This is a genomic window from Nonomuraea sp. NPDC004354 (genome assembly GCF_053602555.1).
Genome location: NZ_JBSGDV010000018.1, coordinates 145,716 through 166,838 on the forward strand (window position 1 = coordinate 145,716; position 21,123 = coordinate 166,838).

17 protein-coding genes are annotated in these 21,123 nt (G+C 71.9%); 6 read left to right on the forward strand and 11 right to left on the reverse strand.

The features are described from left to right. Positions 1-157: 157 nt before the first annotated feature. The 3 genes from ACWENQ_RS36285 to ACWENQ_RS36295 form a co-directional block, all read right to left on the reverse strand. Positions 158-1,969 (reverse strand): hypothetical protein, encoded by a 1,812-nt coding sequence (locus tag ACWENQ_RS36285; protein WP_452418253.1) that lies wholly within the window; start codon positions 1,967-1,969, stop codon positions 158-160. Positions 1,970-2,143: 174 nt separating this feature from the next. Next, on the reverse strand, positions 2,144-2,977 hold the full coding sequence (locus tag ACWENQ_RS36290; protein ID WP_452418255.1) for an alpha/beta hydrolase: 834 nt from the start codon (positions 2,975-2,977) through the stop codon (positions 2,144-2,146). Next, the gene (locus ACWENQ_RS36295) at positions 2,974-3,879 is read right to left on the reverse strand and encodes an alpha/beta hydrolase (protein WP_449928620.1); all 906 of its coding nucleotides are present in this window, start codon (positions 3,877-3,879) and stop codon (positions 2,974-2,976) included. Before ACWENQ_RS36295 ends, ACWENQ_RS36290 begins: the two co-directional genes overlap by 4 nt. 119 nt (positions 3,880-3,998) lie before the next feature. Between ACWENQ_RS36295 and ACWENQ_RS36300 the strand changes: the two genes are divergently transcribed. Both ACWENQ_RS36300 and ACWENQ_RS36305 read left to right on the forward strand, forming a co-directional pair. Beyond that, the gene (locus tag ACWENQ_RS36300; protein ID WP_452418256.1) at positions 3,999-6,734 is read left to right on the forward strand and encodes an ATP-binding protein; all 2,736 of its coding nucleotides are present in this window, start codon (positions 3,999-4,001) and stop codon (positions 6,732-6,734) included. 159 nt (positions 6,735-6,893) lie between these two features. Beyond that, the gene (locus ACWENQ_RS36305) at positions 6,894-7,688 is read left to right on the forward strand and encodes a class I SAM-dependent methyltransferase (protein ID WP_452418258.1); all 795 of its coding nucleotides are present in this window, start codon (positions 6,894-6,896) and stop codon (positions 7,686-7,688) included. A gap of 173 nt (positions 7,689-7,861) precedes the next feature. On the opposite strand, the gene clpX is transcribed toward ACWENQ_RS36305, so the two are convergent. Continuing rightward, positions 7,862-9,124, reverse strand: coding sequence for an ATP-dependent Clp protease ATP-binding subunit ClpX (clpX, locus tag ACWENQ_RS36310; RefSeq protein ID WP_452418260.1), 1,263 nt, complete (start codon positions 9,122-9,124; stop codon positions 7,862-7,864). 231 nt (positions 9,125-9,355) lie between these two features. Here clpX and ACWENQ_RS36315 point away from each other — a divergent pair, with 231 nt between their 5' ends. From ACWENQ_RS36315 to ACWENQ_RS36325, 3 genes are all read left to right on the forward strand, one after another. Then, the gene (locus ACWENQ_RS36315; RefSeq protein WP_354915561.1) at positions 9,356-9,715 is read left to right on the forward strand and encodes a DUF2203 domain-containing protein; all 360 of its coding nucleotides are present in this window, start codon (positions 9,356-9,358) and stop codon (positions 9,713-9,715) included. A gap of 124 nt (positions 9,716-9,839) precedes the next feature. Next, on the forward strand, positions 9,840-11,663 hold the full coding sequence (locus tag ACWENQ_RS36320) for a glycoside hydrolase family 15 protein (protein WP_449928610.1): 1,824 nt from the start codon (positions 9,840-9,842) through the stop codon (positions 11,661-11,663). Positions 11,664-11,782: 119 nt separating this feature from the next. Then, positions 11,783-12,256 (forward strand): DUF6194 family protein, encoded by a 474-nt coding sequence (locus ACWENQ_RS36325; RefSeq protein WP_452418262.1) that lies wholly within the window; start codon positions 11,783-11,785, stop codon positions 12,254-12,256. An 84-nt stretch (positions 12,257-12,340) separates the two neighbouring features. Here ACWENQ_RS36325 and katG read toward each other — a convergent pair whose 3' ends face one another. Continuing rightward, a complete protein-coding gene (katG, locus tag ACWENQ_RS36330; protein WP_449928606.1) occupies positions 12,341-14,572 on the reverse strand; it encodes a catalase/peroxidase HPI in 2,232 nt (743 codons plus the stop codon). A gap of 24 nt (positions 14,573-14,596) precedes the next feature. Continuing rightward, positions 14,597-15,043: a Fur family transcriptional regulator gene (locus ACWENQ_RS36335; RefSeq protein ID WP_354918169.1), complete on the reverse strand. Its 447-nt coding sequence runs from the start codon at positions 15,041-15,043 to the stop codon at positions 14,597-14,599. 311 nt (positions 15,044-15,354) lie between these two features. Here ACWENQ_RS36335 and ACWENQ_RS36340 point away from each other — a divergent pair, with 311 nt between their 5' ends. Next, positions 15,355-15,603, forward strand: a complete 249-nt coding sequence (locus tag ACWENQ_RS36340; protein ID WP_449928604.1) for a hypothetical protein — start codon at positions 15,355-15,357, stop codon at positions 15,601-15,603. Between the two features lie 102 nt (positions 15,604-15,705). Here the strand turns inward: ACWENQ_RS36340 and ACWENQ_RS36345 are convergent, their stop codons facing one another. The 5 genes from ACWENQ_RS36345 to ACWENQ_RS36365 all read right to left on the reverse strand — a co-directional run bounded on the left by ACWENQ_RS36345 (position 15,706) and on the right by ACWENQ_RS36365 (position 21,075). Continuing rightward, positions 15,706-17,124 (reverse strand): oxygenase MpaB family protein, encoded by a 1,419-nt coding sequence (locus tag ACWENQ_RS36345; RefSeq protein WP_452418264.1) that lies wholly within the window; start codon positions 17,122-17,124, stop codon positions 15,706-15,708. After that, positions 17,121-17,846 carry a polyprenyl diphosphate synthase gene (gene uppS / locus ACWENQ_RS36350; protein ID WP_452418266.1) on the reverse strand — a complete coding sequence of 242 codons (726 nt, stop codon included), beginning with the start codon at positions 17,844-17,846 and terminating at the stop codon, positions 17,121-17,123. Before uppS ends, ACWENQ_RS36345 begins: the two co-directional genes overlap by 4 nt. 269 nt (positions 17,847-18,115) lie before the next feature. Next, a complete protein-coding gene (locus ACWENQ_RS36355) occupies positions 18,116-18,964 on the reverse strand; it encodes a M55 family metallopeptidase (protein WP_449928598.1) in 849 nt (282 codons plus the stop codon). A gap of 2 nt (positions 18,965-18,966) precedes the next feature. Next, complete coding sequence (locus tag ACWENQ_RS36360) at positions 18,967-20,400, reverse strand: MFS transporter (protein WP_452418268.1); 1,434 nt, start codon at positions 20,398-20,400, stop codon at positions 18,967-18,969. 63 nt (positions 20,401-20,463) lie between these two features. Next, on the reverse strand, positions 20,464-21,075 hold the full coding sequence (locus ACWENQ_RS36365) for a TetR/AcrR family transcriptional regulator (RefSeq protein WP_452418270.1): 612 nt from the start codon (positions 21,073-21,075) through the stop codon (positions 20,464-20,466). Between the last annotated feature and the right edge of the window lie 48 nt (positions 21,076-21,123).

Consider the following 21,123-nt stretch of genomic DNA (forward strand, 5'->3'; position numbering starts at 1 on the left):
GTCCTCCCCTCCCGCCGTGGATGCCGGCCCTCGCCCCCGCCCTCCTTCGCCCCCGCCCCCGCCGCTGCGGACGCGGAAGGGGGCACGGTCTCGACGAGGAGGCGCACCACGCGGAGGACCCCGCCATCTCCATGGCGGGGTCCTCGGCTGTTACGGCTCAGCGGATCCGGTAGGCCCGCAGGATCGTGAGCTCGGCGCGGTTGCCGGAAGCGTCGACGAGGGCGGCGCGTAGCGAGACGTGCCCCGACCTGGGGTGCCAGACCATCGCCTTCCACTGGTCGCCCGCGCCCTCCAGGCGCACCGACCGCCACGACCGGCCGTCGTCGTAGGAGATCTCGACGTTCAGCCGCCGCACGGCGCTGGGTGTGGAGCCGTCCTGCCGCTGCACGTAGACCGGGAAGGAGAAGGGCCCTGACGCCGCCCGGTTGTACTCGTCCAGGCCGGGCGCGAACCGGACCACGGCCAAGGGCAGCCGCTGCTCGCCCGTGCCGGACCTGAACGTCCATGACGCGCGGACCTCGGCCGACAGGCCCGAGACGCCGCTGCGGCGGGCCGTGGCCGTCAGGCGGTAGGAGCCGTCGCCCGGGGGCAAGGTGAAGGAGCCCTTGCCGGGGAGCGCGGTGTGCCCGACCACCCTGCCGTCCCGGTACAGGACGGTGGCGGCCCGGTCGACCGTGGAGCGCGTCTCCCTGATCGGGTTCTGGTCGGTGAACAGCGGGATCTCGACGTCCAGGGTGTCGCCGGACCGCACCGCCTTCGTCCAGGACCACGGCCACGCCGGCGGGAAGGACGGCCCGAACGCGGCCACGCCCCAGCTCTCTCGCGAGACCGCACCCGCGGTGAACACCTTGGGCCCGCTGTAGGTGATGATCTCGGGGGTGGCCCCGACCGCGCCGTCGAACTGGCCGAACGACGACAGCCAGTGAGTGTCGGGGATGTAGTACTCCTTGAGGGAGAACGGCAGCGGCGCCGAGACCAGGTAGTCCTTCTGTCCGACCTTGCCGGGGGCCGACGCGGCGAACGTCGAGTCGACGGTCGCCAGGTTGCCGTCGGGGATGTGCCGCACCAGGTCCGCGGGCACCCTGTCGGGCTGCACCCACTGGAGGTGGTAGAGGTACGGGCTGCCCGCGAAGCCGCCCGCGCCGTCGGGCTTGGCGAAGCGCCCGGCGACGTAGAAGGTGAACTGTCCGGGCGGCGCCGCCGTGGTCGACGGACGCACCAGGGTGTCGGCGAAGTTCACCGCGTGGTACCCCTGCCCGACGAACCGGCCGTCCGGCGTGTACCGCTCGAAGATCAACGCGACCTCGCCGCCGACCGCCTCCGGCCGGTCCAGCGTGATGCCGACCGGCTTGCCCTCGGTGGCCACCAGGTCGAGCGTACGGTCCCCGTCGACCACGAACAGCGGCTCGACGATGTGCGTGACGAGCGGCCCGGTCCGCACCTCCGCCTGCAGGTAGTAGGAGCCGCGCGGGAGCTTGGCCACCACCGTGCCCGAGGGGTCGTGGGGGGAGAACGACTGCTCCACCTCGAGGCTGTTGAACACCGCCGACCAGGTCGAGGTGGGGCGGCCCTGGTGGTCGAGCACGCGGATGGTGACGTCGAAGGTCTCCGCCGCCGTGGTCGTGGCCGCCGCCCGGCGCGCTCCTCCCGACCTGGTCAGGTTGAACAGCTCACGGTCGCGTCCCTCGGCGTCGGACGGGACCACATAGGTGTCGCCGTGGTCGGTGTAGCTGCGGAAGCGTACCTGGTCGCGCCCGCGGGCGGGTCTGACCACCACGTCCTGTCCGCGTGGCGCGTCCGGCCGCAGCAACACCCGGTCTCCGGTGACCAGGGTGATCCACTTCTCGCCGTCCGGTGCCGTGACCGCGGCATCGGACGGCGCCGCGGCCACGGCCGGCGACGGGCCGGCGACCAGCGGGGTCACGGCCAGCACGAAGAGTGATAACAGGGTCCTGAGCTTGCGTGACATCGCGGCTCCAAGGCTCGGGGGCGAGCCGAGGATAACCCGGGCGGCAAACCCCGGATCCGAGATCTTTCCGCCCCTCGCAGGAGGTCTCGCGGCCGGGTCCGCCCCCGGCCTCCGCGGGCCCGGCCGCCGGTCAGCCCGAGGCGATGACGCGCCGCGCGAGGAGGAGTCGGCGCGTCAGAGCACCTTCTTCACGAAGGCGAGAGCGGTGTCGCAGACCTCGCGCCAACCGCTGTCGATGGTCAGGGAGTGGCCGCGGCCGGGCATCTCGATGATCTCGGTGGGATGGTGTTCGTTGCGGGCCTGCTTCTTGTAGGAGGCGTTGGCGATGGCCCAGGGGACGGTGTGGTCCTTCTCGCCGGAGACGATCAGCAGCGGGCCGCGGTCGGGGGTGAGGCTGTCGACCTTGGTCTCGCTCCACGGGTTGACGTTGGCGACGGCGGCCTGGAACAGCGGCGCGCCGGGGGCGGGGACGCAGAAGGTGTCGTAGAGCTCGTGGGCTTCCTGCTCGGTGACGGCGTTGGCGAAGGCGTAGCGGAACTGCTCGTAGGTCAGCGGCACGGCGCGGTGGATGTTGGCGGGGTTGGCCAGCACCGGGGCGGCGGCGCGCAGAGAGGAGATCGGCAACGGCAGCACCCCTTGGAAGGGGGCGGGGTCGATGGCCACGCCGGCGCAGGCCAGACCGCGGCCGGCGAGGATCTGGGTGAGCAGCCCGCCGAAGGAGTGGCCGATGATGACCGGCTTGCGGTCCAGTGTGGCGATCAGGTCGGCGAAGTGGTCGGCGACCTGGCCGACCGTCTTGTGCGCGAACACCTGCGGGTGGGCGTTGGCTTCCTCGACGGTGTCGGGGTCGTCGGGCCAGCCGGGGGTGACGGGTGCGAAGCCGGCCTCGGCGAAGACGCGGGCCCAGCGGTCCCAGCTGCTGGGCAGCAGCCACAGGCCGTGGACGAACACCGCGGGGATCTTGCCGGTGGCGTTGGCCTGCTCGATCTGCTGGAGGTCGTGGCTCACAGGATGCCCTTCAGGAAGGAGACGGCCTGGTTGATGGCTGCCTCGGCGGCGTGGGTGTCGCGCAGCGCGTTGAGCATGACGAAGTCGTGGATGACGCCCTGGTAGCGCACGGCCACCACCGGCACCCCGGCCTGGCGCAGCTTGTCGGCGTAGGCCTCGCCCTCGTCGCGCAGCACGTCGGCCTCGGCGGTGATGACCAGCGCCGGCGGCAGCCCGGCCAGGTCCTCGGTGGTGGCGCGCAGCGGCGAGGCGGTGATCTCGGCGCGCTGCTCGTCGCTGGTTGTGTACTGGTCCCAGAACCACTGCATGGCGTCGCGGCGCAGGAAGTAGCCGGTGGCGAACTGCCGGTAGGAGCCGGTGTCGAAGCCGGCGTCGGTGACCGGGTAGAACAGCACCTGGGCCTTGAGGTGCTCGCGGGCGGTCAGGGTGAGCGCGGCGGCCATGTTGCCGCCGACGGAGTCGCCGGCCACCGCGATCCTGGCCGCGTCCAGGCCGAAGGTGGCGCCGTGGGTGAGCACCCAGTGCAGGGCGGCCCGGTTCTGCTGGTTGGCCACCGGGTAGCGGGCCTCGGGCGAGAGGCTGTAGTTGACGAACACCACGGCCGCGCCGGTGCCCCGGGCCAGTTCGCGGGCCAGCCGGCCATGGGTGTGGTCGTTGCCGAACACCCAGCCGGCGCCGTGGATGTACAGGATGACCGGCAACGGGCCGGTCGCGTCGGCGGGCCGGAAGATGGTGAGGTTCTCGACGGTCTCCCGGGTGGTGCCCGGCACCTCGATCTCGGGCGACTGCACCTGGTCTACGGCCTTGCGGCCCTCCTCGGGCGGCAGCTCGAACAGGTAGGGCGGGTTCGCCGTCGCGTCGGCGAAGGCCTGCGCGGCCGGCTCCAGAACGGGCTTGCTCATGAACGTTCTCCAGGACGTGAGTGATGTCCCGAGAACCATCCCCCTCGGACCCGGCGATCGAGTCCTTGAAACCCCTTAGCCTTTCAGGTGCCGATCAGGGAAACCCTTAGTCTGAGACCATGGTTCTGCGTGGCAGGAAGGCGGAGACCGCCGAGCTCGACGGCCTGCTGGGCAGAGCCGCAGCGGGTCTGAGCGGCGTGCTGGTCCTCAGCGGCCCGGCGGGCATCGGCAAGACCGCGTTGCTCGACCACGCGGTCGGCGCCGCGGCCGGGTTACAGGTCACCAGGGTCGCCGGGGTGGAGGCCGAGCAGGAGCTGGGCTTCGCCGGACTGCACCGCCTGCTGCTGCCCTTCCTCGGCGAGCGCGGACGGCTGCCGGGGCCGCAGCGCGACGCGCTGGAGACGGCCTTCGGCCTGCTGCGCGCGGCCCCGCCGGACCGTTTCCTGGTGGGGCTCGCGGCGCTGACCCTGCTCGCGGAGTCCGCCGCCGACCGCCCGGTACTGGCCGTCTGCGACGACGCCCAGTGGATGGACCGCGAGTCCCTGGAGGTGCTCGCCTTCGTCGCCCGCCGCCTGTACGCCGACGGGATCGTCCTGCTGTTCGGTGTCCGCGACGGTGACCCCGCCCTCGCCTGCCTGGCCGGGCTGGACGAGCTCCACGTGGCGGGGCTCCCCGACGACGAGGCCCTGGCGCTGCTGGACTCCTCCCTGGGCGCCGAGATCGACCGGGTGATCGTCAGGCGCTGCCTCGAGGAGACCGGCGGCAACCCGCTGGCCATCCGCGAGCTCGGCCGCGGGCTGGCCGCGGGCGAGCTGGCCGAACCGGGCTTCGGCGAGCCGCTGTCCCTGGACCGCAGGCTCGAAGCGCGCTTCCTGCGCCAGGTCGGCGATCTCGACTCGCTGACCCAGCAGGTCCTCCTGGTCGCCGCCGCCGACCCCACCGGCGATCCTGCCCTGGTACGGCAGGCGGTCGCGCACCTGTCGGCCGCGCCCCCCGCCGGCATCGAGGCGGCCGTCGAACGAGCCGAGCGCGGCGAGTTCCTGGCCTCGAACCCGGGTACCCACTTCCGCCACCCGTTGATCCGCTCGGCGGTGTACGGCGGAGCCGCCGCGTCCCGGCGGCGGCAGGCGCATGCGGCCCTGGCCGCGGTCACCGACCCCGTGCGGGACGCCGACCGGCACGCCTGGCACCTGGCCGCGGCCGCCGACGGCCCCAGCGAAGCCGTCGCGGCCGAGCTGGAGGCCAGCGCCGAGCGGGCGCGCGAGCGCGGCGGCCACCTGGCGCAGGCCGCCTTCCTGCGCCGGGCCGCCGAGCTGACCCCGCCGGGGCCGCAGCGCAGCGGCCGGCTGCTGGCGGCCTGCGCGGCGGCACTGACGGCCGGTGCGCCGCACCGCGGCGAGGAACTGCTGGAACTGCTCACCCCCGATCTGGGTGTCGCGGCGCTGGACGCCTACGCCATGCGGCTGCGCGGTTTCCTGAACGTCATGCTCGGCAGGGAAGGCGCGGTGGCGCTGCTGCTCCAGGCCGCTCAGGTCCTGGCCGGGCCGGACCCGCGTGCCGCCAGGGACACCCTGCTGGAGGCGTTCGACGCGGCCATCGTCGTGGCCCGCGTCGGCCCCGGCATGAGCGCCGAGCGGGTGGCCAGGGCCGCGCTGCGGGCGCCCGCCGTACCGGGTGAGCCCACGATCGCGGACGTGCTGCTGGCGGCGCACGCCACCATGGTCGCCGTCGGTTACCGCGAGGCGGTTCCGCTGATGCGGCAGGGTCTGCTCGCCATGCAGGCCGAAGGCGCGGAGAACGGCGACGCGGCGCGCTGGTTCCTGCTCGGCGCCGTCCTCGCCCTCGACCTGTGGGACATCGACGCGCTGGGCGACTGCTCGCGGCGCTTCTCGGCGGCGGCCCGCCGCCAGGGCGCGCTGCGCATGCTCCAGGCGGGCGCGCACGGCTCGGCCACCCACGCGCTGCTCTGCGGCCGCTTCGCCGCGTCCGAGGCGCATTTCGCCGAGTTCATGGACGTGGCGGCGGCGATCGGCGCGGACCTGCGCTTCGCCGGCACGAGCGACGTCATGCTGCACGCCTGGCGCGGTGACAGGGAACGCACGCTGGCCGCCGTGGCGATCCAGGCCGGGCCCGACGCCGAACGGCCCGGCGGCCTCCAGGTGCAGCTCGCCCGCGCCGCCCTCGTGCTGCTGGAGCTCGGCCACTGCCGCTACGCCGAAGCCCAGGCCGCCGGGGAGGCCGGCTACGCCGCCGATCCGCCGCACTACGGCGGCGGGGTCCTGCCCGATCTGGTCGAGGCGGCGGTGCGCAACAACGACACCGCGGTGGCCGAGCGGGCGCTGGCGCGGCTGAGCGAGCGCGCCGAGGCGAGCGGCACCCCGTGGGCGCTGGGCGTGCTCGCCCGCAGCCGCGCTCTCCTGGCCGACGACGAGCGGCTCTACCGGGAGGCGCTCGCACTGCTGGAGCGGACCCCGCTGGCCACGGAGGTGGCCCGCACCCACCTGCTCTACGGCGAGTGGCTCCGGCGGCGCAACCGCCGTCTCGACGCTCGCGAGCAGTTGCGGACCGCCCACGAGAGGTTCGTGGCCATGGGCGCCGCCGCCTTCGCCGAGCGGGCCCGGATGGAGCTGGCCGCCACCGGGGAGCAGGCCCGTGTCCGCACTCCCAGCGCCAGGTACGACCTGACACCTCAGGAGCTGCGGGTGGCCCGGCTCGCCGCGGGGGGCACCACCAACCAGGAGATCGCCGCCGAGCTGTTCATCAGTGCGAGCACGGTGGAGTACCACCTGCGCAAGGTGTTCAGGAAGCTCGACGTCACCTCCCGCAGGCACCTGGGCGACGCCCTGCGCGCGTAGACGCGACACCCTGCGCGTAGACGCGACACCCCTCGCGCAGGCGCGGCGCCCTGGGCGCGCAGGCCGGTCGACCCGCGCGGGACGCCCGGCCAACGGGCGGAGGGCCGCGGCATGGCGCCCGGCGAGCCGGCGCCCGGCCCGCCGGCGTAGCGTCACACCATGGGCGGGAGGAGGATCTGGCAGGTCGGCGAGGCGTACGAGCGCTACATGGGCCGGTGGAGCCGGACGGTGGCCGCGGCGTTCGTCTCGTGGCTCGCCGTACCGGCCGGCCGGCGCTGGCTGGACGTCGGCTGCGGCACCGGCGCGCTGGCCGCCGCGGTGCCGGGCGCCGCCGCGCCGGCCGAGGTGGTCGGGGTCGATCCGTCGCACGGATTCGTCAGGCACGCGCGGGAGCTGGTCGCCGATCCGCTGGTCCGGTTCGCGGCCGCCGAGGCGGGGGCGCTGCCGTTCGAGGACGGGCGGTTCGACGTCGCGGTCAGCGGGCTGGTGCTGAACTTCGTGCCGGACGCGCCGGCGGCCGTGGCCGAGCTGGCCCGGGTGACCGCACCGGGCGGGACGGTCGCGGCGTACGTCTGGGACTACTCCGGCCGGATGTCGATCATCCGGACCTTCTGGGCGGCCGCCACCGAACTCGATCCGGACGCGGAGGCGCTGGACGAAGGTACCCGGTTCCCGCTCTGCCGGCCGGAGCCGTTGCGCGCGTTGTGGGCCGGCGCCGGGCTGAGCGACGTGCTGGTCGAGCCGATCGAGGTGGCCGCGGTGTTCCCGGACTTCGACGACTACTGGCGGCCGTTCCTCGGCGCTCAGGGCCCGGCGCCGGCGTACGCCGCGTCCCTGTCCGAGGCGCACCGGACGGCCCTGCGGGACCGGCTGCGCGAGCGGCTCCCGGTGGCGGCCGACGGGTCGATCACGCTGCCCGTCCGGGCCTGGGCGGTCCGCGGCGCGACCCCTTAGACCGGCCGTCGGCGACCCCGGCGGCACGGCGCGAGCCCTCAGGCCCGACCGTCGGCGACCTCGATGGTGCGCGGCGCGAGCCCAGAGGCCGACCGTCGGTGACCTCGGCGGCGCGAGCCCGCAGGCCCGACCGTCGGCGGCGTCGATGGTGCGCGGCGCGAGCATAGCCGCCGCTAGGCCGACCGGCGGTGGCGGCGCCCGTCGTCGGAGCGCGGCACCAGGGTCGGGCCGGCGTTGCGGAGCACCGTGTCGCGCCCGATCACCACGCGCGCCACGTCATCCCGGCCCGGGATCTCGTACATGACGCCGAGCAGCACCTCCTCGAGGATCGCGCGCGCCGCCCTGGCCCCGGTACGGCGCAGCAGCGCCAGCTCGGCGATCGCCTCGACGGCGCCGTCGGCGAAGTCCAGGGCCACGCCGTCCATCTCGAACAGCCGCTGGTACTGCCTGATCAGCGCGTTGCGCGGCTCGGTGAGGATCCGCGTCACCGCCGCACCGTCCAGTGGCTGGAAGGTGGCCACGACCGGCAGGCGGCCGACGAACTCGGGGATCAGCCCGAACCGCCGCAGGTCCTGCGGCATGACCTCGGCGAACGGGTCGGGCTCCGTCTCCCCGCGGACCGTGGCGCCGAACCCGGCGGCCCCGCGCCCCGCCCGCTGGTCGATGATCGGTTCGAGCCCGGAGAAGGCGCCGCCGGCGACGAACAGCACGTCGGTGGTGTCCATCCGGACGTACTCCTCCTGCGGGTGCTTGCGGCCGGTCAGCGGGGGCACACTGACGACGGTCCCTTCGAGGATCTTCAGCAGTGCCTGCTGGACACCCTCGCCGGAGACGTCCCGGGTGAGCGACGCGTGCTCGCTCCTGCGCGTGATCTTGTCGATCTCGTCGATGTAGACGATGCCGCGCTCGGCCTTGCGCACGTCGTTGCCGGCCGCGTGGAGCAGCTTGGCCAGGATGGTCTCGACGTCCTCCCCGACGTACCCGGCCTCGGTGAGCGCGGTGGCGTCGGCCGTCGCGAAGGGTACGTCGAGCATGCGGGCCAGCGTATGGACGAGATGGGTCTTGCCGCAGCCCGTGGGGCCGATCAGCAGGATGTTGGACTTGCCGAGCTCGACCCGCTCGTCGCGCCCGCCCTGGCGTGATCGCGTGTTGACACGCTTGTAGTGGTTGTACACGGCCACGGCTAGCGTGCGCTTGGCCCGGTCCTGCCCGATGACGTACTGGTCGAGGAAGGCGTGGATCTCCCGCGGCTTCGGCGGCCTGGGCGGCGCGCCGGCGGGGTCGAGGTCGTCGTCGACGAGCTCGGTGCACACCTCGACGCACTCGTCGCAGATGCAGATGCGGCCCGGACCCGCGATGAGCTTCTTGACCTGCTTCTGGGGCTTGCCGCAGAACGCGCACCTCAGCGCCGCGTCCCGGCTTCCTGCGTGGGCCATCGCGTGTCAGACGGTCGTCGGGAGCGCGGGCACCTGCCGGAGGCCCAGGTCGGGCAGCGGCTCAGGACGGGTGAAGTCGATCCCGCGGGTCACAGAGTCCCTCATTTCAAATGTCATTAACATTCAGATGTTGATATCATTCGAAGCGCGACGCTACCGTGGATCCCTCGTCACGACAACACGGGCGGGCCGCGGATCCGCGCCTCCGGCCCGAGCCGGTAGCGTGCCGTCATGGACAGGACCTTCACCCTCGACGAGGCCCGCGCGCTGCTGCCCGTGATCATCGAGGAGGCCCGAGAGCTGGTCGCCGCCCGCGCCGACCTGGCCGAGATCGCCCACGACCGCGAGCAGCACGGCGCCTCGCCGCTGGGCGGGCTCGCCGAGCTGAAGGGCATCGAGGCCCGTATCGAGGAGATCCTCACCGGCTGGACGCAGCAGGGGGTCGAGGTGAAGGGCATCGCGCCGATCCTGGTGGACTTCCCGTCGGTGCTGGACGGGCGATCGGTGCGGTTGTGCTGGATCGAGGGCGAACGCGAGCTGTCCTGGTACCACCGCACCGAACTGGGCTTTCCCGGCCGTCGCCCGCTCTAAGTCGCGGTGGTCGTCGCGGCGAGGCCAAACCCTGCCGAGTCCTTGACGTGACGCAGACCCGGCCCGGCGACCCGCTTTCCTAGGCTTTGACCGTCGGACCACTCGAAACCGCGAGGAGGCCCCGGTGGCCACTGCGATCCCCGGCGAGAACTCCCGATACCTGCCGATAGCCGACCACGGCCTGATCGGCGACCTGCGCACGACCGCGCTGGTCGGCACGAACGGCACGATCGACTGGTACTGCTGTCCCCGGTTCGACTCCCCCAGCGTGTTCGCCTCGCTCCTCGACAGCGAGCGGGGCGGCTCGTTCGAACTGGCCGCCGACGTGCCGGCCAGGACCAAGCAGTTCTACTTCCCCGACACCAACGTCCTGATCACCCGCTTCTACGCCAATGACGGCGTCGGCGAGATCCAGGACTTCATGCCCGTCGCCGACGAGGCGCTCGAGCACGACCGCCACCGGCTCATCCGCCGGGTGACCTGCGTGCGGGGCGCGCTCCCCTTCCGGGCGCGGATAGCGCCGCGGTTCGGCTACGGAAGCGAGCAGCACACCCTCCGCCTGGCGCACGGCCAGGCCGTCTTCGAGACGCCTTCCCTGTCGCTGGCGCTGACCGCCACCGTGCCGATGGAAGCAGACGGCACGGACGTGTGGTCGGAGTTCAAACTCCAGGAGGGTGAGCACGCCGTCTTCGCCCTCGACCGGGTCGGCGACGGAGTCGCGCCGCGCTCGTGCGCGACCACCGAGGCCGAGGAGCAGTTCACCGCCACCGTCGCCTTCTGGCGGCGCTGGCTGTCCACCTCGCGCTACCGCGGCCGCTGGCGCGAGATGGTGCACCGGTCGGCGCTGGTGCTGAAGCTGCTCACGTACGCCCCGACCGGCGGCATCGTGGCCGCGCCGACCACCAGCCTGCCGGAGTCGATCGGCGGCGAGCGCAACTGGGACTACCGCTACGTGTGGGTGCGCGACGCCGCGTTCTGCGTCTACGCGCTGCTCAGGCTCGGCTTCACCGGGGAGGCCGCGGCGTTCATGCGCTTCCTGACGACCAGCGTGTGCACCTGCACGCCCGGCACGCCCGGTCCCTTGCAGATCATGTACGGCATCGACGGGCGCGGCGACCTGCCGGAACGCCTGCTCGACAACTTCGAGGGCTACCAGGGATCGTGGCCGGTCCGGGTCGGGAACGCCGCCGTCGACCAGTTGCAGCTCGACATCTACGGCGCGCTCGTCGACGCCATCTACCTCTACGACAAGTGGGGCAAACCAATCTCCAGCGACGACTGGGACTACGTCGGCACCCTGGTCGACTGGGTGTGCGACAACTGGGACCAGCCCGACGAGGGCGTGTGGGAGACCCGCGGCGGCCGCAAGAACTTCCTGTACTCGCGGCTGATGTGCTGGGTGGCCATCGAGCGCGCCATCCGCCTGGCCAACCACCGCGGGCTGCCCGCCGATCTGGCCCGCTGGCAGCGGACCCGCGACACGATCTACCGGCAGATCATGCGCCGCGGCTGGTCGGGCGACCTGGAGGCCTTCGCCCAGTATCTCGACGGCGACGTCCTCGACGCCTCGGTGCTGATGATGCCGCTGGCCAAGTTCTCGGCGCCCACCGACCCGAAGTGGATGTCCACCCTCACCGCTCTCGGCAACCATCTGGTGTCCGACTCGCTGGTCTACCGCTACGACCCGCAGGCCAGCCCGGACGGCCTGCAGGGCATGGAAGGCACGTTCTCGATCTGCTCGTTCTGGTACGTCGAGGCGCTCGCCCGCGCCGGACGCCTGGACGAGGCCCGGCTGGCCTTCGAGAAGATGCTCACCTACGCCAACCATGTCGGCCTGTTCGCCGAGCAGATCGGGCACACCGGCGAGCAGCTCGGCAACTTCCCGCAGGCGTTCACCCATCTGGCGCTGATCAGCGCCGCCTTCAACCTCGACCGCGCGCTCGGCTGACAGCGCCGGTTGAGGGTTTTCCGGCCGGAGTCCCGGCAGAAAGCACGAAAAGTCCCAAGTAGGAGTTCAATGAAACACTTGAAGGGAGGGAACCCGACTCCGAAAGGACCCGTCCGAGCGTGACCGAGAACGACATCATCGACTTCGTCAGCGGCCTGCCCGCCACCGTCGCCATCACCGCCGGCGAGGACAACGGCACCCCCGAGGCGGCATGGGGGGACACCTTCTTCTTCTACGCCCCCGAGGGGACGATGCCCACCGACGGACGCCTGCCGTACGCGACGGTCGTCGTCAAGGACTACCCCGGCTGGGACACCGCCTCCGGCCTCGACCGGCCCGGCGTGTTCCGGCTGAACATCGCCGTCGGCCGGGCCGCCTTCGAGGAGCTGATCGGCTACCCGCCCGCGGCCCACGCCGACCACCACGCCGGCGTCGACTACACGGTGACCGACCGGATCATCCCGCACCCGCTGTACGCCGTCCAGGGATGGATCTGCGTCCTCAACCCCGGCGAGGCGACCGGCGGGCAGGCGTACACGCTGCTGAACGAGGCGCACGCCAGGGCGGCCAAGCGTTACCGTCCCGGCCGCTGACCAGTCGGGCCGCCGGCAGCCGTCGCCGGCCCCGTGTCGCGAGGCGTCCAGGCCGGCCGGCGCCGGCCGGCCTGGACGTCACGATCAGACCAGGTCGAACCGGTCGAGGTTCATCACCTTGTCCCACGCCGCGACGAAGTCGTTCACGAACTTCTCCTTCGCGTCATCGCTCGCGTAGACCTCCGCGAGCGCCCGCAGCTCGGAGTTCGACCCGAAGACCAGGTCGACACGGCTGCCGGTCCACTTGACCTCGCCCGTGGCCGAGTCGCGAGCCTCGAAGGTGTTCGCGTCCTCGGAGGTCGCCTTCCACGTCGTGCCCAGGTCGAGCAGGTTGACGAAGAAGTCGTTGGTCAGCGACCCGGGGGTCGAGGTGAGGACACCCACCGGCGACTGCTGGTGGGTCGCGCCGAGGACGCGCAGGCCGCCGACGAGGACCGTCATCTCCGGGGCGCTGAGGGTCAGCAGGTTCGCCCGGTCGATCAGCAGGTACTCGGCCGGGAGCCGGTTGCCCTTCTCGAGGTAGTTGCGGAAGCCGTCGGCGGTCGGCTCGAGCGCGGCGAACGACTCCACGTCGGTCTGCTCCTGCGCGGCGTCGACGCGGCCCGGCGTGAAGGGGACCGCGACGTCGAAGCCGGCCTGCTTGGCGGCCTGCTCGACGGCCGCGCCACCGGCGAGCACGATCACGTCGGCGAGAGAGACCCGCTTGCCGCCGGTCTGGGCGGCGTTGAAGTCCTGCTGGATGCCCTCCAGGGTGCGCAGCACCGTCGCCAGCTGGTCGGGGTCGTTGACCTCCCACCCGCTCTGCGGCTCGAGGCGGACGCGCGCGCCGTTGGCGCCGCCGCGCTTGTCGCTGCCGCGGAAGGACGCTGCCGACGCCCACGCGGTGGACACCAGCTGCGGCACCGACAGGCCCGAGGCGAGGATCCGGCCCTTGAGAGCGGCGATGTCCTCGGCGTCGACGAGCTCGTGCGTCACCGCGGGAAGGGGGTCCTGCCACAGCAGCGTCTCGGACGGGACCTCCGGGCCGAGGTAGCGCGCGACCGGGCCCATGTCGCGGTGGGTCAGCTTGAACCACGCACGAGCGAAGGCGTCCGCGAACTCGTCCGGGTTCTCCAGGAAGCGTCGCGAGATCTGCTCGTAGATCGGGTCCACGCGCAGCGAGAGGTCGGTCGTGAGCATCGTCGGGGCGTGGCTCTTCGACGGGTCGTGGGCGTCGGGGACCGTACCCGCCCCTGCGCCGTCCTTCGGCCGCCACTGGTGGGCGCCGGCGGGGCTCTTGAACAGCTCCCACTCGTAGCCGAACAGGATCTCGAAGAAGCTGTTGTCCCACGTCACCGGGGTGTTGGTCCAGATGCCCTCGAGACCGCTGGTGATCGTGTCGCCACCCTTGCCGGTGCCGAAGGTGCTCCTCCAGCCGAAGCCCTGCTCCTCGATCGGGGCGGCCTCGGGGTCGGGGCCGACGTGGTCCGACGGGCCCGCGCCGTGGGTCTTGCCGAAGGTGTGACCGCCCGCGATGAGGGCGACCGTCTCCTCGTCGTTCATCGCCATCCGGCGGAAGGTCTCACGGATGTCGCGGGCCGCGGCGAGCGGGTCCGGGTTGCCGTTCGGGCCCTCCGGGTTGACGTAGATGAGGCCCATCTGGACCGCGCCGAGCGGGTTCTCCAGCTCGCGGTCGCCGCTGTAGCGCTGGTCGCCGAGCCAGGTGGTCTCGGGACCCCAGTAGACGTCCTCGTCGGGCTCCCACACGTCGGCACGACCGCCGGCGAAGCCGAAGGTCTCGAAGCCCATGGTCTCCAGGGCGACGTTACCGGCGAGGATCATGAGGTCGGCCCACGAGAGCTTCTTGCCGTACTTCTTCTTGACCGGCCACAGCAGGCGGCGGGCCTTGTCGAGGTTGCCGTTGTCCGGCCAGCTGTTGAGCGGGGCGAAGCGCTGCTGGCCGGCCCCCGCGCCGCCACGGCCGTCGCTGATCCGGTAGGTGCCCGCGCTGTGCCAGGCCATCCGGATGATGAACGGGCCGTAGTGGCCGAAGTCGGCCGGCCACCAGTCCTGCGAGGTCGTCAGCACCTCCGCGATGTCCCGCTTGACGGCAGGAAGGTCGAGGCTCTTGAACGCCTCGGCGTAGTCGAACCCGTCGCCAAGGGGGTTCGCCACAGCGGGGTTCTTGGCGAGGATCTTCAGGTTGAGCCGCTCCGGCCACCACTGGCGGTTCCCGCCACCCTGAGTCGGGTGCGGGGCGCGCCCGTGCGCGACCGGGCAGCCACCTTCACCCTCGGTCTTCGCGTCTGTGACGATGGCGTCGTGGTTCTCAGACATGGGAATCCTTCCGGACTATTCAGATCACTGTGCTGAGGCACTGCGGGCGGTGGAACAGTCGGGGCACAGGCCCCAGTAGATGACCTCGGCCTCGTCGATCGCGAAACCGTGGTCCTGGGAGGCGGTCAGGCAGGGGGCGTGACCGACCGCGCAGTCGACGTCGGCGACGGCACCGCACGACCGGCACACGAGATGGTGATGGTTGTCCCCGACGCGTCCCTCGAACAGGGCCGGGCTGCCGGGCGGTTCGATGCGGCGCACGAGCCCCGCCGCGGTCAGCGCGTGGAGGGCCTCGTACACGGCTTGGAGTGAGATGTGGCCGACGCGCTCGCGCACCCCGGAGGCGACGGCCTCGACGTCGAGGTGGTCACCGTTCCTGACGGTCTCGAGCAGCGCGACGCGAGCGGCCGTCACCCGCAGGCCGGCACCGCGCAGCTCCTCGGCGGTGGTCGGAGTCTGGGATGCGGACATAGCGCCCAACCTACCGCCATAAACACGAATCACACAAGATAATGAATTGTCCAAGTTAGTCCTGCATCAGGCAATCCGGCCGACCGGTGGGTTCCGCCACCTCGCAGCGCGCCGTGGCCGAGGGGCTCGGCCCTGCCATTCACCACAACCCCGAGCGCGGGACCGGCTGCCGGCAGGCATGCGCGAACACGGCGGCGAGCCCTTGCTCTGCTGGGCGAACACATCGCACGCCAGGCGGGAGGAGACAAGGGGAATCGCCGACATGCCGGCGCGCGGCACCGGTGACCGCGGCACCGGCGACAGCCGCCACCGTGATGGACGAACTGCGCCGCGACGTACAGGCGCAGCAGGAGGCCCGCGACCTGCCGGTGCGGCAGGCCGAGGAGCAGCAGCGGCTACTCGAAGCCGATGCCGAGCAAGCCGAGAAGATCCGGCAGATTCTGCTCGGTGAGACCAGGAAGTCCATCAAGGCCGAACGCCGCCGGCAGTGGGGCTACATCCTTGCCGGTGCCGTCTGGTCCGTCCCCGTCGGTGTGGCCATCAACCTCGTGGTGCCGTAACGCCCTGGCAGGTCAGGACACGTGCAGGTCCACCGGCGCCGGGCTGTTCGCGCAGGTCGGGCGGTATGTCAACCACCTGTCGTTCCGGCCGACCCCGTACGGTCACCCCTGGGAAAGGAGCGAGGTGTAGGCGTTCGAGTGCTGTTGCCCGGACATGAAGGAGACGAAGTGCCTGACGAAGGCGCTGCGTGAGTAGCTGCCCCCGCTGTCGGTCAGGTCGCGGTGGAAGGCCGTACGGAACAGGTTGCGGTATTCCTCGGCGTCGATCTTCTCGTCGTCGTCGGCGTCGGTGGCGTCGAACAACACGTCGGCGATCCTGATGAGCCCGGAGCCGGGCAGGCAGGCGGCCGCGGCGGCGTATTCGTGGCGGGTGACGCGTCCGTCGCCGTCGCTGTCGAGAGCGGTCTGCAGCTCGCGCCACCAGGCGGCGTACGCCTGGAACAGCCGCTCCTCCTCCTGCTCGCCCAGGTCGAGCCGCGTGGCGATCTCTCTGGCCATGGCGGCCAGATCGGGCCAGCGCAGGTAGCCGTCGCCGGTCTGGTCGAGGACCTCGGCGAAGAACCGGTCGGCCGATCGGACCACCTGGTCGTCCTCGTCGGAGGCGGGGGTGAGAAGACGTGCCAGGGCCGCGGCCTTGCCGGCCTGGCGGCGTACGGCCTCCCATGGGCCGGCGCCCTCGTGGGAGGGGTCCAGCAGACCCATGAAGAACTCCACCCGCGTCCAGCTTTCCGGCAGGTAGCGCGTGGCGAGTGCGGCGCTCAGATACGCGGCCTGCATGAGCGTCCTGGCTCCCGGCAGATCGGGCAGGGCGACGCGCCGGCTGAAGGCTTCGGGGAGCGAGGCGATGGTGATCGCGGTGACCACCGGGCTTGCCACGGCCCGGCCCGCGGTCCACACCGCGGGATGGCCGCGCAGCACCGGAGGTGCGGGCACGTTGGCGAAGAGCCGGTAGAGGATGACCCCCACCGCCTCGTTGTTCTCCAGGCGGTGGGCGATGACGTCGTCGTAGTAGGACCAGAACTCCGGCAGCGTCGCGGGGAGATGGTCGCTGGTGCCGTCGATCAGGGCCAGGAACGTGCGGTGTTCGTCGTAGAGCCGTCGCATCGTCTCGGCGTCGAGCGCCTCGCCACTCAGCCGGCACATCGTCACCGTCGACTCGAACAGGGTCGCCACCACCCAGGCGCGCGCCTCGGGGTCGGTCGCGTCGTAGGGGCGGCCCTGCGCGTCGGTGCCGGACATGCGGGCGTGGAGGCGGTTGAGCCGGGCCGCTTCGCGGTCGCGTACGCGCGGGTCGGGGTCGAGGATGCGCCGCGAGCTCATCGTGGTGTTGCGCAGGCGTCGCCACGGGTGCGTCAGGAACGTGGAGTTCTCCATCAGGGCCGCGCCGATCGGCGGGTAGGCGGCTTCCAGCAGGGTGGCCCTGGTCACCGCGAGACCCCAGCGCGCCTCTTTGACCAGGCGACGCAGGATGGAGTCGGGCCCGAAGACGTCGACGTTATCCTCCGGGGTGGTCTGGCTCATCGAGGGTCCTCTCCTGTCATGAGGGTGGGCTGGCGTACGTCGCCGAACCGGCGCTGGCGCCGGAAGTAGGCGCCAAGGCATTCCCAGAAGTGGGTCGCGCGGAAGTCGGGCCAGAGCACCTGGGGGAAGACCCACTCGGCGTAGGCCACCTGCCAGAGCATGAAGTTGGAGATGCGCTGCTCGCCGGAGGTGCGGATGACCAGGTCGACGTCGGGCGTGTCGGCGTACGGCAGGTGCTCGGCGAAGCTGGCCTCGGTGACCTGGTCGGCCGGCGTCGCGGAACGGATCAGCGACCGCGCGGCCTCCACGATGTCGCGGCGCCCGCCGTGGTCGAAGGCGACGGTCAGCGTCATGCGCTTGTTGTCGCGGGTGAGCGTCATCAGGTCGGTGATGTCCTGGACCAGCGGTGCCGGGATGCGCGGATCGCTCATGCCGAGGAATCTGCAGCGGACACCCCGCGCGTGCAGCACCGGCGCGTGTTTGCGGATGGCCCGTCGGACGAGCCGCATGAGGATGTCGACCTCGCCGGACGGCCGCCGCCAGTTCTCCGTGGAGAAGGCGTACAGGCTCAGCCAGGTGACCCCGGAGGAGCGCGCCGCCTCGATGACGTCCATCACCGCGGCCTCGGCGGCCTCGTGGCCCGCGGTGCGCGGCAGCGACCGCTGCGCGGCCCAACGGCCGTTCCCGTCCATCACACAGGCCACGTGACGCGGCACGGCCATGACCACCTCCATAGCTGGATGTGACTATAGCATTACTCATAGTGTCGGCCAGTGCGGTGACCAACCGGCTTGAGTGATCAGGCCGCTCGGGCGGACGGTCGGCCCCGACGTCGTTGTTCGTCACCGCGGATACGGGCGCGTTCCCGACGCCGGGCGGCCAGCACGTCGGGGTGGCGGGCGGTGTCCGGCGTGCCGGTGACAGGGGGCGAGCAGGTCACCCCCTGTCACTCCGCGCGGCTCATCCCGCCGGCGGCGGACCGGCGGCCGGGCTAGCGGCGGCCGTACAGGGCCATCCGGCTGATCATGGCGTCGGCGGCGAGGTGATAGCAGACCGTCACGCAGCCCAGCACCTCCGTGGGCGTGCCGAAGGTGGCGGCCAGCGTCTTGTCGGCGACCCGGCGCACGCCCGGGACCAGCGCCCCCAGCTCGGCCGCGGGCGCGCTGGGCATGTCGATCTCGAGCTCGAGCACCTCCGGCAGCTGGAGCGGCGCCAGTTCCCCGGCCCCCCGTACGGCCTCCGCCGCCGCCTCCCGGATCTGCCGCCTGGCCTCGGCGGGTGAGAGGCTGTCCGCGGCGGTGTGCCCGTGCGCGACCTTGACGGCGACCGTACGCACGCCGGGGAACGCCTTCTCCGCGACGCCGCAGATGACGTCGTCACCGGTGAGCAATCCCACCGGGACGCCGACCGCGGCCGCCTGCAGCGCGTTGACCTCCGCCTCGGAGACGGGCCTGCCGTTGAGGCGTACCCCGAGGAAGTGCGAGGAGAAGGTGTGCGCGAGCACGCCGGGCGAACCGGCGGCGGCGTGGTAGCCGAGGAACATCGCCACGTCGTGCTCGGCCGAGATGCCCTCGGCCATGCAGTCCAGCTTGGGCGAGCCGAAGATCAGCCGGGCCCGCGGGTCGAGTTCGTCGTGCAGGAGGTTGTCCATGGTGCCGTGGCTGTCGTTGACCAGGACGCTCTCGGCCCCGGCCGCGAACGCCCCCTCGATGGCGGCGTTGGCCTCGGCGGTCATGAGCCGTTGCGACCGGGGGTAGCCGTGACCGCCGCGGACCACCTGGTCCATGGTGGCGATGCCCGTCACGCCCTCCATGTCGATGGAGATGTAAACCTTTGCCATCGTCACAGGCTTTCACTCGGGTGAACGGCGGGCTTTGTCGTCGGGGCCGAAGCTTCGCCCCCGCCTTGGGCCTGCTGTCCAACGGCGGGGATCACCAGGGCGGCGCCGACGGCAAGCAGGGCGAGCACCGCCGACAGCAGGAAGGTCTCGACGAAGCTGCTCTCGGTGGGCACTCCCGCCACCGTGCCGGCCGCCAGCACCATGCCGCCGAGCATCGCTCCGAAGGTGCCGCCGATGCTCTTGACGAAGAAGACCACGCCGCTGACGCCGGCCGCGCGGTCGGCGGGCACGTCGGCGGCCACGGCGTTGAGCCCGGCGGTGAGGCCGATGGACAGGCCCAGTCCCGTGATCGTCACCCCGGCCACGATCTGCCACGGGGAGGAGTGCCAGAAGGCCAGCACGGCGGTGCCGGCCGAGACGAGCGCGCTGCCGAGCACCAGCACGGTGCGCCGCCCGAGCAGCCTGGTCATCGGCCCGACCAGCGGCGCGATCAGGGTGCCCGCGACGCCCAGCGGGACCATGTAGATCCCGATCCACAGCGTGTCGGCGCCCAGGCCGTACCCGGTCTCGACGGGCAGCGACAGCATCATCGGCAGGGCGACCACGAGCCCGAAGGAGGCGAAGCCGAACACGAACCCCATCGCGGTCACTCCGGCGGGAGAGCGCCCGGCCAGCAGCCGCAGGTCCACGAGCGGGTCTCGGGTGCGCAGCTCGACGACCGCCCACAGGCCCAGCGTCAGCGCCGCGGCCGCGAACAGGGCAAGGGTGGCGGGAGCCGTCCAGCCCCAGCTGGAGGCGGCGGTCAGGCCCAGCATCAGCACGGCGAGCCCGCCGGCGAGCAGCAGCCCGCCGGCCCAGTCGACCCGCCCGGAGGCCGCGCGGGACGTCGCGGGCACCACGCGCCAGGCCCAGAGCCCGGCCACCAGCGCACCGGCCAGAGTCAGGAAGAACAGCGACCGGTAGCCGAGCGCCGCGGTGATCGGCCCGGCGAGGATGAGACCGAGCGTTCCGGCCAGGGCGGACACGCCGATGACCAGGCCGTTGCCGGTGGCGCCCCGCTCGGGCTCGAGGGTGTCGCGGAACAGCCCCACGGTCAGGGGCAGCACGCCCAGCCAGACGCCCTCCACCGCCATGCCCACGATCAGCACGGTGACGTTGGGCGCCAGGCCGGCGATGAGCACTCCGGCACTGCTGATCGCCATCACGACGAGCAGCAGCAGGCGTTTGTCGTACATGTCGGCCAGGCGGCCGACGATCGGGGTGCTGATCGCCGAACTGATCAGCGAGCCGGTGAAGATCCACGCGAGCGCGCCGGGCGGGGCCGACAGGTCTTGCTGGATGAGCGGGAGCGCGGGCGAGAGCATGATCTCCAACAGTTGGAGAACGCCGATGAACAACACCGGCGCACCGATGACGCCGAAGCCGGATCTGCGCATGGTCGTGCCTTTCGGGTGGGGTGATGTGTGGCCGCGTGTTCCCCCCGAACCCTCGGCCGTGGTTCAGGCCGGGCCGAGCACCTCATGCGTGATCAGCGCCTGCGCGGTGGCGACGAAGAACTCCTCGGAGCCGTCGTGGGTGCCGAGCACGGCGGCCAGCCCGAGCCCGGACAGCAGAGCCTTGAGCGCGCGGGCCAGGCGCACCGCCTGCTCGGCCGTGACGGGCGCCCCGCCGTACGCACTGCCGGTGAACAGCGCGGCGAGCCCGGCCTCGATCGACCTGGTCGAGGCGTTGAGCTTGCCGAGCAGTGCCGGATCGTTGAGTACGAGGTCGAGCACCCGCGTCTCGAACAGGAGCTTGCCGGTGGCCTCGGGGTCGGCCGACATGCGCAGGAACCCGCGGGCGACCTCGGCCACGATCTCCTCCAGCGGCATGCCGGGCGCGGCGGCCTCGACCGAACGCAGGTCGAGCGGCCCGGTGTAGTCGTCGACCATGGCGACCATCAGGTCGTTCTTGCCGCCGAACAGTGAGTAGACCGCGCCGGTGGTCAGGCCGGCCAGCTCGGCGATGTCCTCGAGCTTCGCCTTGGAGCCGTCCCGGCCGACGATCTCGCGCGCCGCCTCGAGCAGCGCGCGCTTGTTGGCCGCTTTACTTTCCGCTCTGGTCAGCCGCATGACATCTCCTGCATGCCGTAAAGATAATCTGGTTTACTAGAATAATCC